Origin of the sequence: Achromobacter sp. RW408 (genome assembly GCF_003184165.1) — a bacterium.
In the GTDB taxonomy this organism is placed as follows: Bacteria; Pseudomonadota; Gammaproteobacteria; order Burkholderiales; family Burkholderiaceae_B; genus Achromobacter; species Achromobacter xylosoxidans.
On sequence record NZ_QHHO01000047.1, the window covers coordinates 364,252 to 378,616 of the forward strand.

General features: G+C 67.4%; 17 protein-coding genes. 4 read left to right on the plus strand and 13 right to left on the minus strand.

Translation table 11 applies throughout. The features are described from left to right. Positions 1-53 precede the first annotated feature (53 nt). Together DK459_RS17805 and DK459_RS17810 are read right to left on the minus strand one after the other, a co-directional pair. Positions 54-401, minus strand: coding sequence for an RnfH family protein (locus tag DK459_RS17805; RefSeq protein WP_020927387.1), 348 nt, complete (start codon positions 399-401; stop codon positions 54-56). Continuing rightward, positions 391-825, minus strand: coding sequence for a type II toxin-antitoxin system RatA family toxin (locus tag DK459_RS17810; RefSeq protein ID WP_006385176.1), 435 nt, complete (start codon positions 823-825; stop codon positions 391-393). The genes DK459_RS17805 and DK459_RS17810 overlap by 11 nt, the downstream gene beginning before the upstream one ends. Before the next feature lie 105 nt (positions 826-930). On the opposite strand from DK459_RS17810, the gene smpB reads away from it, so the two are divergent. Then, positions 931-1,398 (plus strand): SsrA-binding protein SmpB, encoded by a 468-nt coding sequence (gene smpB / locus DK459_RS17815; protein ID WP_006385177.1) that lies wholly within the window; start codon positions 931-933, stop codon positions 1,396-1,398. Between the two features lie 34 nt (positions 1,399-1,432). Here the strand turns inward: smpB and DK459_RS17820 are convergent, their stop codons facing one another. From DK459_RS17820 to DK459_RS17830, 3 genes are all read right to left on the minus strand, one after another. Continuing rightward, positions 1,433-2,623 (minus strand): GGDEF domain-containing protein, encoded by a 1,191-nt coding sequence (locus DK459_RS17820; RefSeq protein ID WP_006385178.1) that lies wholly within the window; start codon positions 2,621-2,623, stop codon positions 1,433-1,435. Positions 2,624-2,649: 26 nt separating this feature from the next. Then, entirely contained in the window at positions 2,650-3,576 is a 927-nt protein-coding gene (locus tag DK459_RS17825; protein ID WP_006385179.1) for an SPFH domain-containing protein, read from the minus strand. Positions 3,577-3,706: 130 nt separating this feature from the next. Next, positions 3,707-4,147: an NfeD family protein gene (locus DK459_RS17830; RefSeq protein ID WP_006385180.1), complete on the minus strand. Its 441-nt coding sequence runs from the start codon at positions 4,145-4,147 to the stop codon at positions 3,707-3,709. A gap of 167 nt (positions 4,148-4,314) precedes the next feature. Between DK459_RS17830 and DK459_RS17835 the strand changes: the two genes are divergently transcribed. Next, positions 4,315-5,052: a glutamine amidotransferase gene (locus tag DK459_RS17835; protein WP_024068655.1), complete on the plus strand. Its 738-nt coding sequence runs from the start codon at positions 4,315-4,317 to the stop codon at positions 5,050-5,052. 93 nt (positions 5,053-5,145) lie between these two features. After that, positions 5,146-5,988, plus strand: coding sequence for a bifunctional transcriptional activator/DNA repair enzyme AdaA (locus tag DK459_RS17840; protein WP_024068654.1), 843 nt, complete (start codon positions 5,146-5,148; stop codon positions 5,986-5,988). Positions 5,989-6,091: 103 nt separating this feature from the next. On the opposite strand, the gene ppsA is transcribed toward DK459_RS17840, so the two are convergent. Beyond that, positions 6,092-8,458 carry a phosphoenolpyruvate synthase gene (gene ppsA / locus DK459_RS17845; protein WP_035181771.1) on the minus strand — a complete coding sequence of 789 codons (2,367 nt, stop codon included), beginning with the start codon at positions 8,456-8,458 and terminating at the stop codon, positions 6,092-6,094. 191 nt (positions 8,459-8,649) lie between these two features. Between ppsA and DK459_RS17850 the strand changes: the two genes are divergently transcribed. Then, on the plus strand, positions 8,650-9,477 hold the full coding sequence (locus DK459_RS17850) for a pyruvate, water dikinase regulatory protein (RefSeq protein ID WP_006385184.1): 828 nt from the start codon (positions 8,650-8,652) through the stop codon (positions 9,475-9,477). 35 nt (positions 9,478-9,512) lie between these two features. On the opposite strand, the gene DK459_RS17855 is transcribed toward DK459_RS17850, so the two are convergent. The 7 genes from DK459_RS17855 to DK459_RS17885 form a co-directional block, all read right to left on the minus strand. After that, positions 9,513-9,950: a hypothetical protein gene (locus DK459_RS17855; protein WP_070781712.1), complete on the minus strand. Its 438-nt coding sequence runs from the start codon at positions 9,948-9,950 to the stop codon at positions 9,513-9,515. 83 nt (positions 9,951-10,033) lie between these two features. Then, complete coding sequence (locus DK459_RS17860) at positions 10,034-10,822, minus strand: RNA methyltransferase (protein WP_054506008.1); 789 nt, start codon at positions 10,820-10,822, stop codon at positions 10,034-10,036. Continuing rightward, positions 10,819-11,427: a ribonuclease HII gene (gene rnhB, locus DK459_RS17865; RefSeq protein ID WP_006385187.1), complete on the minus strand. Its 609-nt coding sequence runs from the start codon at positions 11,425-11,427 to the stop codon at positions 10,819-10,821. Before rnhB ends, DK459_RS17860 begins: the two co-directional genes overlap by 4 nt. Then, positions 11,414-12,610, minus strand: a complete 1,197-nt coding sequence (gene lpxB / locus DK459_RS17870; protein WP_070542723.1) for a lipid-A-disaccharide synthase — start codon at positions 12,608-12,610, stop codon at positions 11,414-11,416. Before lpxB ends, rnhB begins: the two co-directional genes overlap by 14 nt. Beyond that, positions 12,607-13,401 carry an acyl-ACP--UDP-N-acetylglucosamine O-acyltransferase gene (lpxA, locus tag DK459_RS17875; protein ID WP_006385189.1) on the minus strand — a complete coding sequence of 265 codons (795 nt, stop codon included), beginning with the start codon at positions 13,399-13,401 and terminating at the stop codon, positions 12,607-12,609. Before lpxA ends, lpxB begins: the two co-directional genes overlap by 4 nt. Beyond that, positions 13,402-13,857: a 3-hydroxyacyl-ACP dehydratase FabZ gene (gene fabZ, locus DK459_RS17880; RefSeq protein ID WP_006385190.1), complete on the minus strand. Its 456-nt coding sequence runs from the start codon at positions 13,855-13,857 to the stop codon at positions 13,402-13,404. It lies immediately after the preceding gene. A gap of 72 nt (positions 13,858-13,929) precedes the next feature. Then, on the minus strand, positions 13,930-14,365 hold a 436-nt coding region (locus tag DK459_RS17885), incomplete at its 5' end, for a UDP-3-O-(3-hydroxymyristoyl)glucosamine N-acyltransferase (protein ID WP_146221911.1).

Below are 14,365 nucleotides of genomic sequence, written 5' to 3' on the forward strand. Positions count from 1 at the left end.
AATGTGGCGGCGTCGACCTGCCGCCGCCGGGCACGGCCGCCCCGTCGCGCCGGCTACAGCAGCCCGGCCGGGCGCACTCGCCCGTTGCGGGCGGTCCTGGCGCGGCGGTGCTCGGCGCGGCGGCGCCGCGATTCCTTGGGATCGAAGCTCAGCCCGCGATAGATCTCGACCCGGTCGCCGTCACGCAGCGGCGTGCCGGCCTCGACCACGCGGCCGAACACGCCCACGCCCCGCTCCCAGGGCTGGACCACCGGGAAGGCCTGGGCAAAGCCGCTCTCGCGCAGGGCGTCGGCCACCGTCGCGCCCGCCGGCAAGCGCAGTTCGCGCAGCCAGACCTGGGCTGGTAAGGCATAGCAGACCGACACCGCGATCCGCCCGTCCGCGCACGCCTCATTCCCCATACTTGGCCTGCGCGCGCTTGGTGAAGGAATCGATGAAACTGGTGGCGATGCGGTTGAACACCGGCCCCACCACCATTTCCAGCGCCCGGTTGGAGAACGCGTATTCCATGGTGAACAGCACCTTGCAGGCGTCCTCGGCCAGCGGCTGGAACTCCCAGTGCCCCACCAGGCTGGAAAAAGGCCCGTCGACCAGTTCCAGGTCGATGCGGTCGGGGTAGACGTGCCGGTTGCGCGTGGTGAAGCGCTGCTTCATGCCCGCGAAGCTGATCAGGATGGACGCCTGCATGCCGTGCTCGTCGCGCGTCTGCACCTCGGCGCCGCCGCACCACGGCATGAACTCGGGGTACTTCTCCACGTCGGCCACCAGGTCGAACATCTGGGCGGCGCTGTAGGGCACCAGGACGGATCGCTGTACTTTGTGCATCGACTATCGCAAATGGCTAGAATGATAGGATTTTACCGGCACCGCGCCATCCGGGGCGCAAACGGGCACAAACGAAGAACAAACGGGCATATTGGGCCCCACAAGATGAGCATTATCGATAACCGCAAGGCCACGCACGACTACTTCATCGAAGACCGCTACGAAGCCGGCCTGGTTCTCCAGGGCTGGGAGGTCAAGGCGATCCGCGACGGCCGCGTGCAGCTCAAGGAAAGCTACGTCATCGTGCGCGATGGCGAACTGTTCCTGCTGGGCATGCACGTCAGCCCCCTGCCCACCGCTTCCACCCACATCCACCCCGACGCCATGCGCACGCGCAAGCTGCTGCTCAAGGCCGAGGAAATCAGCAAGCTGATCGGCAAGGTCGAGCAGCGCGGCTACACGCTGGTGCCGCTCAACCTGCACTACAAAAACGGCCGCATCAAGCTGGATTTCGCGCTCGGGCGCGGCAAGAAGCTGTTCGACAAGCGCGACACGGCGCGCGAGAAAGACTGGCAGCGCGAGAAAGAACGCATCATGAAGCACGATACGCGCGCCTCGCGCAAGGACAGCTGAACCGTATCGCCGCCCCGCCGGGCGCGACGCCAGGTCAGGCGGCCACCGGCAGCGGCGCGCGCTCGGCCTGGTGCATGCCCGGCCCAAGCACGCGATTGCGTCCGGCCTGCTTGGCCGCGTACAGCATGCGGTCGGCGCGCTCGAAAAACGCCTGCAGGTTCTCGCCCGGCAACCAGTCCACCACCCCGGCACTGAAGGTATACGCAATGGTACTGCCGCCGTGGGCGCAGGGCGTGCGCCGCACCGAATCCAGCAGCCGTTGCGCCACCTCCAGCACCGCGTCGCTGCGCATGTCGGCGAACAGCACGCTGAATTCCTCGCCCCCCACCCGGCCCAGGTGATCGCCGGTGCGCAGCGTGGCCGTTGCCAGCAGGCCGAAATGGCGCAGCACGGCGTCGCCGGCGGCGTGCCCGTGGGTGTCGTTGATGCGCTTGAAATGATCGATGTCCAGCAACAGCAGCGACAGCGGCCGCCGCGTGCGCAGCGCCTGGGCGCAATAGCGTTCGGCCTGCAGCCACCAGGCCTTGCGCGACATCAGCCCGGTCAGGAAATCGGTGCTGGCCTCGTGCTCGCGATCGGCCAGCATGCGGTCATGGATGATCATGATGGTGCCCAGCGTCAGGCATGGCATCGCCAGCACGCCCAGCGTCATGAACACGATGTTCCAGGTGGTTGGTTGCAACAGGAAGTCGGCCTGCGCCACGCCCGTCGCGAACAGTATCGAACGCAACGCGCAGGTCAGGCCCGAGATCATCGCCACCGACCAGACGAAGTAATAGCTGTAGCGTGAGCGGTTGGCCGGCACGCCGCGCGCCACCGCCACCGCCACGGCAAACATGAAGCCCATCTGCAACGTCGACATGGCGACGATGCGCGGCGCCACCTGGCTGTCCAGGTAGGTGTATCCCACCAGCGCCAGCCAGGCCGCGGCGCATGCCACGCCCATCAGGCGCCGCGGCACCCGTTGCCCCAGCAGGCGCCGCACGCCCGTGTAATAGGCGCACAACGCCAGGCTGATCAGCATATTGGGCAGGAGGATCGAAGCCCAGCGCGGCGCCTCGGTGGCCTGCAGCCCGAACAGAAAAAACGCCAACAGCGTGAGCAGGTTGGCGCGTATGGTCTCGCGGATGCCGGCCATGCCGCTGCGCGCCAGTGACCCCAGCACGCAAAGCGACAGCACTCCCGTCAGTACTGCGATCGACAGCAAATGCACGGGAGCGATCATGGGCGGTGCGCCTTGCGGCGCGCGGTTCAGCTGTTGCGGGTGGATTTGACGATGGTCATGGCCGAGGCGATCATGCCGCCCACATCCGACAGGTTGGCCGGCAGGATCAGCGTGTTGCCTTCCTTGGCCACGTTGCCGAAGGCCTCGACGTAGCGCTCCGCCACCTTCAGGTTGACCGCTTCCATGCCGCCCGGCTGGCGCACCGCGTCGGCCACCTGGGTGATGGCCTTGGCGGTGGCCTCGGCGATCGCCAGCACCGCCGCGGCCTCGCCCTGGGCCTGGTTGATCTGCGCCTGCTTCTCGCCTTCGGAGCGGGCGATGGCGGCTTCACGTTCGCCGGTAGCGATGTTGATCTGTTCCTGGCGGCGGCCTTCCGAAGCCGCGATCAGCGCGCGCTTCTCGCGTTCGGCGGTGATCTGCGCCTGCATCGAGCGCAGGATCTCGTTGGGCGGCGTCAGGTCCTTGATTTCGTAGCGCAGCACCTTCACGCCCCAGTTCAGCGCCGCCTCGTCCAGCGACGACACGATGGTGCTGTTGATGGCGTCGCGTTCCTCGAAGGTGCGGTCCAGTTCCATCTTGCCGATCACCGAACGCAGCGTGGTCTGCGCCAGCTGCGTGATGGCCGAGATGTAGTTGGACGAACCGTAGGACGCGCGCATCGGGTCGGTCACCTGGAAATACAGCACGCCGTCCACCTGCAACTGGGTGTTGTCGCGCGTGATGCAGACCTGGCTCGGCACGTCCAGCGGGATTTCCTTGAGCGAATGCTTGTACGACACGCGCTCGATGAACGGGATCACGAAACCGGCGCCCGGCGACAGCACGCGGTCGAACTTGCCCAGCCGCTCGACCACCCAGGCGTGCTGCTGGGGAACGATGGCGATCGCCTTGATGACGATCAGGATCGCCAGCGCGACGATGACGAGCAGGACGATAGTGGAAGTGTCCATCATGGTGTAGTGCCTCTTCTGGGTGAATGCGGTGACGCGCCTGCCCGCGAGAGCCAGGGCGCCTGCTGCGGCCGGCCCGCGTACCACCGGGCCGGGTCCTGCGCGGGGAATGCGAAGTCCGCTTCCCCTTTTGTCAGCGCGGGGCGCCGGCCGCGCCGCCCTTGGGCGTCAGGACCAGGCGCGTGCCGCGCAGTTCGGTAATCGTGTGTTCGCCGCCATGGGCCGGCTGACCGGCCGCCAGCTCGGCCTGCCAGTGCGCGCCGCGGTACCAGACGCGTGCCGTGCCGTTGTCGGCCCAGGCCTCGACGTTGACCGTCTGGCCGATGTCCAGGTTGACGTCGGCATTGCTGGCCGCATCGACCTCGCGTTTTTTCAGCACGCGCGTCTTGCGCAGGACCAGCAGGCCCAGCAGCAGCACCGCGCCGCAAGCGACCAGTTGCCATTCCAGGCCCGCCAGCAACCACGCGGCGATGCCGCCGGCGGCCAGGCCGAGCGCCACCAGCAGCAGATAGAACGTTCCCGTCGCCAGTTCGCCGATGAGCGCCAGCGCGGCAAGCCCAAGCCAGATCCACATAGTTGAGTTTTACCTGAAAGGATGAGTCGTTCAGCGGATTGTACGTATTTCCATGACGCAGCGGTGACACCCGGCCCGCGCCTCGGACAATCGCCCTGGATTATGATGTGCCCTGGCATCCCGTCCGACCCGGTCGCGGCGCCCGGCATTTTCAACGCACATACCCCATGACCGCTGCAACATCCCCCGTCCGTCCCGTCCTCATCCTGCACACGGGAGACCCGGACGACACGCTCAAGAGCCAGTTCGGCGGCTATGCCGAACAACTGGCGCGGGCCTCGGGCCTGGCGCCGGACGACCTCGAAGTCGTCGCGGTGCACGCGGGCCAGCGTCCGCGCGCCCCGGACCAATACCGCGCCGCCCTGATCACCGGCTCCCCGGCCATGGTCACCGACCTGGAACCCTGGAGCGAAGACACCGCCGCCTGGCTGCGCGAGGCCGCCGCCGCGGGCCTGCCCATGTTCGGCATCTGCTACGGCCACCAGCTGCTGGCCCATGCCATGGGCGGCAAGGTCGGCTACAACCCCGCCGGCCGCGAAGTCGGCACCCAGACGGTCGAACTGCTGCCCGCGGCCGCCGGCGACAAGCTGCTGGCCGGCCTGCCGCCCACCTTCCCGGCCCAGATGCTGCACGCGCAGACCGTGCTGCAGCCGCCGCCCGGCGCCGCCGTGCTGGCGCGTTCCGACCTCGACGCGCACCAGATGATCCGCATCGGCCGCAATATTTTCTCGACCCAGTTCCACCCCGAATTCGGCCCGGATTTCGTGCGCGCCCACCTGGAGCGCTTCGGCCGCCGCTACGCCGCCGAAAACCTCGACGTGCCGGGCCTGTCGGCCAACGTGCGCGCCACCCCGGTGTCCGGCGACCTGGTGCGGCGCTTCCTGGACGCCTACGCGCCCGCCTGAGGCGCGCGCCGGGCAAAAACCGGAGTGCGGCGGCGGCCGGTCCCTGAGAACATTGCCGAAAGCGCGCGAACCTGCGCGCCCCAGGAGCCAGACATGACCCACGCCGCCCCCCTGAGCAAGCAGCACGCCGCCGCCGTCGAACGCGCCTGCCGGGCGCTGGAGGCCGAACAGCCGCCCGACCTGAACACCCTGGCCGAACAGGCCGGCATGAGCCGCTTCCACTTTCACCGCATCTTCAAAGCGGCCACCGGCATCACGCCCAAGGCCTACGCCAACGCGCTGCGCGCCGACCGCGCCCGCCAGCAGCTGCGCCAGAGCGCCAGCGTCACCGACGCCATGTACGGCGCCGGCTTCAATTCCAGTGGCCGCTTCTACGAAGCCGCCCCCGCCATCCTGGGCATGACGCCCACCGCCTTCCGCAAGGACGGCGAAGGCGTCGAGATCCGCTTCGCCGTGGGCCAGTGCGCGCTCGGCGCGCTGCTGGTCGCGGCCAGCGACACCGGCATCTGCGAAATCGCATTGCACGAGGATCCCGAACAGCTGGTGCGCAACCTGCAGGACCGCTTCAAGGCCGCCCGGCTGATCGGCGCCGACCGCGAATTCGAGCAATGGATGGCCGCGGTGGTCGGTTTCGTCGAAAACCCGTCGGTAGGCCTGCATCTGCCGCTGGACGTGCGTGGCACCGCGTTCCAGCGCCGCGTCTGGGAAGCGCTGCGCGAGATCCCCGTCGGCACCACCGCCACCTACACCGACATCGCCGAACGCATCGGCTCGCCGCGTTCGGTGCGCGCGGTGGCGCGGGCCTGTGCGACCAACAACATCGCGCTGGCCATCCCCTGCCACCGCGTGGTGCGCACCGACGGCTCGCTGGCCGGCTATCGCTGGGGCATCGAACGCAAGCGCGAACTGATCGAGCGCGAGGCCAAGGCGGCCTGACACCGCCTCCAGGCCCGCCGCGCCCCGCCCGCCGCCATCGCGGCGGCCCGAAAAAAAGCCCGCGCCATCCCTGGCGCGGGCTTTTTGCATGGACGCGGGCGACTTACTGCTTCGCCAGGCGCTGCCAGGTGTCGACCACGGTGTCCGGGTTCAGCGACATCGACAGGATGCCTTCGTCCTTGAGCCACTGCGCGAAATCCGGGTGATCGCTGGGGCCCTGGCCGCAGATGCCGACGTACTTGTTGGCCGCCAGGCAAGCCTTGATCGCGCGGCGCAGCATGAACTTCACGGCGTCGTCGCGTTCGTCGAAATCGGCCGCCAGCAGTTCCATGCCGGAGTCGCGGTCCAGGCCCAGGGTCAGCTGGGTCATGTCGTTCGAACCGATCGAGAAGCCGTCGAAGTACTGCAGGAACTCGTCGGCCAGGATGGCGTTGGAGGGCACTTCGCACATCATGATCAGCTTCAGGCCGTTCTCGCCGCGCGCCAGGCCGTGCTTGGCGAGCAGGTTGACCACCTTTTCCGCCTGGCCCAGGGTGCGCACGAACGGCACCATGATTTCGACGTTGGTCAGGCCCATTTCATCGCGCACCTTCTTGAGCGCTTCGCATTCCATGCGGAAGCACTCGGCGAAGTCGTCGGCGATGTAGCGCGAGGCGCCGCGGAAGCCCAGCATGGGGTTCTCTTCCTCGGGCTCGTAGCGCGAACCGCCGACCAGCTTGCGGTACTCATTGGACTTGAAGTCCGACATGCGCACGATCACGGGCTTCGGGTAGAAGGCCGCCGCGATGGTGGCCACGCCTTCGGCCATCTTCTCGACGAAGAAGGCGCGCGGGCTGGCATGGCCGCGGGCGGCCGATTCCACGGCCTTCTTCAGCTCGCCGTCGACGTTCGGGTAGTCCAGCACCGCCTTCGGGTGGATGCCGATGTTGTTGTTGATGATGAATTCCAGGCGCGCCAGGCCGACGCCGCCGTTGGGAATCTGGGCGAAGTCGAACGCCAGCTGGGGGTTGCCCACGTTCATCATGATCTTCAAGTCGATGGCCGGCATTTCGCCACGGCGCACTTCCTCGACCTCGGTCTCGATCAGGCCGTCATAGATGCGGCCTTCGTCGCCCTCGGCGCACGACACGGTCACGGCCTGGCCTTCCTTGAGCAGGTCGGTGGCGTTGCCGCAGCCCACCACGGCCGGAATGCCGAGTTCGCGCGCGATGATGGCCGCGTGGCAGGTACGGCCGCCACGGTTGGTCACGATCGCCGAGGCGCGCTTCATGACGGGTTCCCAGTTGGGGTCGGTCATGTCGGTGACCAGCACGTCGCCGGGCTGCACCTTGTCCATGTCGGAGATGTCGCCCACCACGCGCACCGGGCCCGAGCCGATCTTCTGGCCAATGGCGCGGCCGGTGATCAGGACCTGGCCGGTGGCCTTCAGGCGGTAGCGCTGCTGCACGTCGTTGGCGCCCTGCTGCGACTTCACCGTTTCCGGGCGCGCCTGCAGGATGTAGATCTTGCCGTCGACGCCGTCGCGGCCCCACTCGATGTCCATCGGGCGGCCATAGTGCTTCTCGATGATGACGGCGTAGCGCGCCAGCTCATTGACCTCGTCGTCGGTCAGCGAGTAGCGGTTGCGCTCGGACACCGGCACGTCGACCGTGCGCACGGCGCGGCCTTCCGGACGCTCGGGGTCGAATTCCATCTTGATCAGCTTGGAACCGATGCGGCGGCCGACGATGGGGAAATGGCCCTGGGCCAGCGTGGGCTTGAAGACGTAGAACTCGTCGGGGTTGACGGCGCCCTGCACCACCGTTTCGCCCAGGCCGTACGACGAGGTGATGAACACCACGTCCTGGAAGCCCGATTCGGTGTCGATGGTGAACATCACGCCGGCGCTGCCCTTGTCCGAACGCACCATGCGCTGGATGCCGGCCGACAGGGCCACATCGGCGTGGGCGTAGCCCTTGTGCACGCGGTAGGAGATGGCGCGGTCGTTGTAGAGCGAGGCGAACACGTGGCGGATCTTGTCCAGCACGTCGTCGATGCCGACGACGTTCAGGAAGGTCTCCTGCTGGCCGGCGAACGAGGCGTCGGGCAGGTCTTCGGCGGTGGCGGACGAGCGCACGGCGAACGAGCCCTTGCCATCGGCGTCGAGCTTGGCGAAGGCGTCGCGGATCTGGGTTTCGAATTCGGCCGAGAACGGCGCCTCGACGATCCATTGGCGGATCTGCGCGCCGGCGTTGGCCAGCTCGCGCACGTCTTCGGGGTTCAGCGTGGTCAGGCGCTCGGCGATGCGCTTGTCCAGGCCCGAAGCCTTGAGAAAGTCGCGGAAGGCGTCAGCGGTCGTGGCAAAGCCGCCCGGCACGCGGACACCCGCGCCAGACAGCTGGCTGATCATTTCGCCTAATGATGCGTTCTTGCCTCCTACCGAGTCCACGTCCGTCATGCGGAGCTGCTCGAACAAAACAACATACGACATTGAAGTCACCTTTTACAATGGAATGAAAGCGAGTTTGGTCAATGCAGATTCGACGCCGGCTACCGCCTGGATTTCGCCGATCCGCCTGCGCTGACCAAACTGGCCTTGGACCGCCCTTGGGGTGACTTATAGGGGCCTGATTGTACTCGGAGGAGCACATCCGGCCATCCGCCTGGTTGGAATTTTTACATATGACATCTACCCCGATCGTACGCACGGTATACATCGTTTCCGACAGTACCGGCATCACTGCGGAAACCTTCAGCCAGTCGGTGCTTTCCCAGTTCGAGGAAGTCGATTTCAAGCCCGTGCGGCTGCCGTTTGTCGACACGCTGGAAAAAGCCGCCGAAGTGGCCATGCGCATCGACCGCAGCGCCCAGGAAGCCGGCGTCCCGCCGATCGTCTTCAGCACCCTGGTCAATCCGGACATCCTGGCACGCGTTCGCCAGGCGAACGGAATTTTCCTGGACCTGTTCGGCACCTTCGTCAGCCATATCGAGCAGGCGCTGGGACTGAAATCCAGCCATTCCATCGGCCGCTCGCACATGCAGGCCAATTCCGAAAAGTACCGCAACCGGATCGACGCCATCAACTTCAGCCTGGCGCACGACGACGGCCAGTTCGTCAACCAGCTCGACCAGGCCGACGTCATCCTGGTGGGCGTGTCGCGCTGCGGCAAGACCCCGACCAGCCTGTACCTGGCCATGCAGTACGCCATCAAGGCCGCCAACTTCCCCCTGACGCCGGACGATTTCGAGCGCGGCACCCTGCCCTCGACCATCGCGCCGCACCGCGCCAAGCTGTTCGGCCTGTCGATCCAGCCCGAACGCCTGGCCGAGGTGCGCAACGAACGCCGTCCCAACAGCCGCTACGCGCAGCTGGAGCAATGCCGCTATGAAGTGGCGGAGGCCGAGCGCATGATGCGCCGCGAGGGCATCTCGTGGCTGTCCACCACCACCAAGTCGATCGAGGAAATCTCGACCACGGTGCTGCAGGAAGTGGGCCTGGACCGCGGCTGAAAACGATCAGGGCGCGCCGTTGGCGCGCCCATCCGTCACTGCCGCACCGCCCCGGGCAGGACGACGGGACGGGACAATTCGATGTAACTGCTGTCGACCGGCAGGTAGAAGCCCACCAGCTTGCCCGACGAAGCCACCAGATAGGCCTCTGTGTGCCGGGGCAAGGCAATCGAGAACGGGCCGCCCAGCGGCCGGAATACGTCGCCCTGCACGATGGCGCCGGCCCGCCGCCATTGCGAGCCGGAAGGCAGCGTCACGGCGGCGTCATTGGGCAGCTTCGCCACCACCTCGCGCGACAGTTGCAGCCGGCTGGCCGATTCGGTCATGTCGACCGGCACCAGGCTGACCCGTTGCGGCTTGCCCGAGGCGCATCCGCCCAGCGCCAGCGCGCACAGGCAGGCGGCAAGCAACGACTGGCAGCGCGCGCGCGTGGCGCGGCCTGTCAGGGAATGAGCGACCGGCAATGGCGCCATGGAACACCTTGGGAGCGGCAAAGCGTCGAGTATATGCCGGCCCGGCGGCCCCCTGACGGAGTCAGGCACACACCAATGCAGAATCAGCGCGCCGCGTCCGCGAGCGCCTGGCGGCGCTGCTCGAACAGGCAGATGGCGGCGGCGGCGCCGACATTCAGCGACTCCACCGCGGCCATGTCATGGGGAATGCGCAGCTTGAGCCGCGCCGCCGCCAGCAACTCGGCGGCGACGCCCTGGCCCTCATGGCCGAAGACCCAGGCGCAGCGCGCGGGCAGGCGTCCCGCATAGAGGTCCTGCGCGCCTTCCAGGGCGGTCGCCACCAGCGGCACCCCCAGCGCGGGCAGCAGGGCCGACAGGTCCACGTGCTCGTGGATCGCCAGCGCGAAATGCGCCCCCTGGCCGCTGCGCAGCACCTTGGGCGACCAGGCGGCCGCGGTGCCGGTGGCCAGGAACACGCGCTTGATGCCGGCCGCGGCGCAGGTGCGCAGCAAGGTGCCGACATTGCCGGGATCCTGGATGCGATCGAACAGCACGCAATTCTCGTCCACCGCGGCGGGCAGGGACAAGGGCGGCGGCGTCACCACGAAGGCAACGCCCTGCCCACTTTCGACACTGGCCAGCGCCTGCATCAGGCGCGCATCCAGCGCCAGGCAGCGGGCGTCCGGCACGGCGGCCGCCAGCGCCGCGATATCGGGCTGGGCCAGCCGTTCGACGTCGAAGATGGCCTGGTCCGGCGCGCCATGATGCTGCAGCCAGGCCTGGCACAGGTGCACGCCGTCCAGCAGCACGGGCGCGCCGCGCTTGCCGGCGGTGCCGGCAAGCTTGAGCAGCGCCTTGACCGCGGGATTGTCGCGGGAACTGATGTGCTTCATGGGACCAGGCCAAAGGCCTTGATGGGCGCGAAACTGCGGCGGTGCTCGGCGCAGGGGCCGTGTTCGCGCAGCATCTGCAGGTGCAAGGCGGTGCCGTAGCCCTTGTGCTGGTCGAACGCGTACTGCGGATACAGCGAATGCAGGCGCAGCAGGTCGGCGTCGCGCGCGGTCTTGGCCAGGATGGAGGCGGCCGAAATGGCGGGCACCAGGGCGTCGCCCTTGATCACGGTCTGCACCGTGCAGCCCAGCTTGGGCGCCTGGTTGCCATCCACCAGCGCCAGCTGGGGCGCCAGCGAAAGCCCCTCGACCGCGCGGCGCATGGCCAACAGGGTGGCGCGCAGGATGTTCAGGCTGTCGATCTCGGCCACGCTGGCGCTGGCCACGCACCAGGCCAGCGCGTGCGCCTGGATCTCCAGCGCCAACGCCTCGCGGGTGGCGGCCTTGAGCACCTTGGAATCGGCCAGTCCATCGATGGGCCGGGCTGGATCCAGGATCACCGCGGCGGCATACACGGCGCCGGCCAGGGGACCGCGGCCCGCCTCGTCGACACCGGCCGTCACCAAGGCCGGCTGGGCCGGCGCGGCAAACAGGTCAGGCTGCTCCACCCGCCACCTCCAGGATCGCCTGGGCCGCCAGCGCCGGCGTATCACGCAGCAGTTCCCGGTGCAGCGCCGTGAAGCGGGCTTCTATGCGGGCCGCCAGGGCCTCGTCGGTCAACGCCGTCCAGGTGGCTTCGGCCAGCTTTTCCGGCGTGGCGTCGTCCTGCAACAGTTCCGGCACCGCGAAATCGCGCAGCAGCACGTTGGGCAGGCCGACCCACGGCAGGTAGGGCCGTTCCTGCCCCGATTTCCACGCCATGATGCGCCGCATCAGCGGCGACAGCACATACGAGATCACCATGGGGCGCTTGTACAGCGCCGTCTCGAGGGTGGCGGTACCGCTGGCCACCAGCACCGCGGTGCTGGCTTCCATCACCGACCAGGCCACCGGGGCCTGGCGTTCGCCGCCTTCGCCATGCAGGTCCTGCGCGGTCACGCAGCGCAACCTCGGCACGGGATACTTGGCCAGGATCGCCTGGAATTCGGCACGGCGCTGGTCATTGACCATCGGCACCACGCATTGCAGCGCCGGATCGCGCTTCTGCAGCATCTGCGCGGCCTGCAGGAAGCGCGGCGCCAGCAGGCGAATCTCGGACGAACGGCTACCCGGCAGGATCGCCAGCACGCGCGCGTCCTGATCGATGCCCAGCCGCGCGCGCGCCGCCGCGCGGTCCGGCTGCATCGGCACCGCGCCGGCCAGCGGATGGCCGACATAGGTGACCGGAATGCCTTCCTTGCGGTAGATCTCTTCCTCGAACGGGAACAGCACCAGCATGTGCGACACCGAATCGCGGATCTTGTGGATGCGGTCGTAGCGCCATGCCCAGATCGACGGCCCGACGAAATGCACGGTGGGCGTGCCGGCCTGGCGCAGCTGGTGCTCCAGGCGCAGGTTGAAATCGGGCGCGTCGATGCCGACGAATACCGACGGCGGCTCGGCCAGCCAGCGCCGCGATACGTCGCGGTAGGTGCGCAGCAGGCTGGGCAGGCGCTTGAGTGCATCGACGTAGCCGAACACCGTCAACGCATGCATCGGATGCCAGGTATCGAAATCGCGAGCCTGCATCTGCGGGCCGCCGATGCCCTCACACAGCACGCCCGGGGCGCGCTGCTGCAGACCGGCAATGATGCGGCCGGCCAGCAGATCGCCCGAGGGCTCGCCGGCCACCATGCCGATCCGCATGTTCATGGACGGATGATGCCGCGCGAAGCGACGTCGAGGAAATCCAGCAGCGTCTGCAGGTGCTCGGCGACTTCCGGTTCGGCCTGCTGGCGCGCGCGCAGCTCGGCGCGCGCGGCGTCCAGCGACAGGCCGCGGCGATAGATGATCTTGTACGCATCGCGCAGCGCCGATACCTGCGCCGGCGTGAAGCCGCGGCGCTTGAGGCCTTCGACGTTGACTCCCACCGGACGGCAGGGATTGCCCGCGGCCAGCACGAACGGCGGCGTATCCTGCATCAGCGAGCTGTTGCCGCCCGTCATGCTGTGCGCGCCGATGCGCGAGAACTGGTGCACGCCGGTCAGGCCGCCGACGATGGCCCAGTCGCCCACGTGGACGTGGCCGCCCAGCTGCACGGAATTGGCCAGGATGGTGTGGCTGCCCACGTGGCAATCGTGCGCCACGTGCACATAGGCCATGATCCAGTTGTCGTCGCCCAGCGTGGTGGCGCCCCCATCCTGCACCGTGCCGGTGTTGAGCGTGACGAACTCGCGCACCGTGTTACGGTCGCCGATCACCAGTCGGGTCGGCTCACCGTTGTACTTCTTGTCCTGCGGCATGCCGCCGATCGAGCAATACCGGTAGAACCGGTTGTCGCGCCCGATGGTGGTCACGCCATCGACCATGCAATACGGGCCAAGCTCGGTGCCGGCGCCGATCGTCACATCGGGTCCCACGACGCAAAAGGCGCCGATGACCACGCTGGGGTCGATTTTCGCCGCCGGATCGACGACGGCGGTAGGATGGATGTTTCCTGCCATTTACTCTTCCAGGCTGCGGATCGCGCACATGAGCTTGGCCGACGCCACTTCCTGACCGTCCACGGTGGCGCGCGCTTGGTATTTACAGATGCTGCGGCTCAGGCGTTCGGCTTCGACTTCGATGCGCAACTGGTCGCCCGGCACCACGGGACGGCGGAAACGCGCGCCGTCGATGCCCACCAGGTAGTACGCCGTCTTGGCGCCTTCGCACTTCAGGCCGCCGTTTTCGTCGGTGAACGAGAACAGCGCCGAGGCCTGCGCCATGGCTTCCACGATGAGCACGCCCGGCATCACCGGGTGGTGGGGAAAGTGGCCGTTGAAAAACGGTTCATTGATCGAGACATTCTTGATGGCGACGATGGACTTGCCAGGCACCATTTCGACGACGCGATCAATCAGCAGCATCGGGTAACGATGCGGCAGCCTCTCCATGATCCCCTTGATGTCGAGTTCCATTTTTCTGTGAATTCCTGCGAAATGAGATAAATCTTGCGGCGCCGGACGCGCCCAGGGCAGCGAGGATGCGCCCTAGTCTTTTTCCAGCGTCCGCACGCGGCGGCGCAACTGCGCCAACTGTTGTATCACGGCGGCGTTGCGCTGCCATTCACCGTGATCCGCATACGGGTACACCCCGGTATAGCGTCCAGGTTTGGAAATATTCGACGTCACCGCGGTGCCGCCTGAAATATGCACGTCATCGGCCAGGGTCAGGTGCCCCGAGAGCATCGCCGCGCCGCCGATGGTGCAACGCTCGCCGATCGTGGTGGATCCGGCAACGCCCACGCAAGCCGCGATCGCGGTGTACTTGCCAATGCGCACGTTGTGACCCACCATGATCTGGTTGTCGAGCTTGACGCCGTCGGCCACCGTGGTGTCTTCGAGCGCGCCGCGGTCGATGGTGGTGTTGGCGCCGATTTCGACGTCGTCCCCCACCGACACCCCGCCCAGCTGCGGGATCTTGCCC

Coding starts and splice junctions, on each gene's coding strand:
- DK459_RS17825 (WP_006385179.1), bottom strand. CDS start 3,576: ATGATGGACACTTCCACTATCGTCCTGCTCGTCATCGTCGCGCTGGCG.
- DK459_RS17860 (WP_054506008.1), bottom strand. CDS start 10,822: ATGAAGCACATCAGTTCCCGCGACAATCCCGCGGTCAAGGCGCTGCTC.
- DK459_RS17830 (WP_006385180.1), bottom strand. CDS start 4,147: ATGTGGATCTGGCTTGGGCTTGCCGCGCTGGCGCTCATCGGCGAACTG.
- DK459_RS17850 (WP_006385184.1), top strand. CDS start 8,650: ATGACATCTACCCCGATCGTACGCACGGTATACATCGTTTCCGACAGT.
- smpB (WP_006385177.1), top strand. CDS start 931: ATGAGCATTATCGATAACCGCAAGGCCACGCACGACTACTTCATCGAA.
- lpxB (WP_070542723.1), bottom strand. CDS start 12,610: ATGAACATGCGGATCGGCATGGTGGCCGGCGAGCCCTCGGGCGATCTG.
- DK459_RS17805 (WP_020927387.1), bottom strand. CDS start 401: ATGGGGAATGAGGCGTGCGCGGACGGGCGGATCGCGGTGTCGGTCTGC.
- DK459_RS17855 (WP_070781712.1), bottom strand. CDS start 9,950: ATGGCGCCATTGCCGGTCGCTCATTCCCTGACAGGCCGCGCCACGCGC.
- fabZ (WP_006385190.1), bottom strand. CDS start 13,857: ATGGAACTCGACATCAAGGGGATCATGGAGAGGCTGCCGCATCGTTAC.
- ppsA (WP_035181771.1), bottom strand. CDS start 8,458: ATGTCGTATGTTGTTTTGTTCGAGCAGCTCCGCATGACGGACGTGGAC.
- DK459_RS17840 (WP_024068654.1), top strand. CDS start 5,146: ATGACCCACGCCGCCCCCCTGAGCAAGCAGCACGCCGCCGCCGTCGAA.
- lpxA (WP_006385189.1), bottom strand. CDS start 13,401: ATGGCAGGAAACATCCATCCTACCGCCGTCGTCGATCCGGCGGCGAAA.
- DK459_RS17810 (WP_006385176.1), bottom strand. CDS start 825: ATGCACAAAGTACAGCGATCCGTCCTGGTGCCCTACAGCGCCGCCCAG.
- DK459_RS17820 (WP_006385178.1), bottom strand. CDS start 2,623: ATGATCGCTCCCGTGCATTTGCTGTCGATCGCAGTACTGACGGGAGTG.
- DK459_RS17835 (WP_024068655.1), top strand. CDS start 4,315: ATGACCGCTGCAACATCCCCCGTCCGTCCCGTCCTCATCCTGCACACG.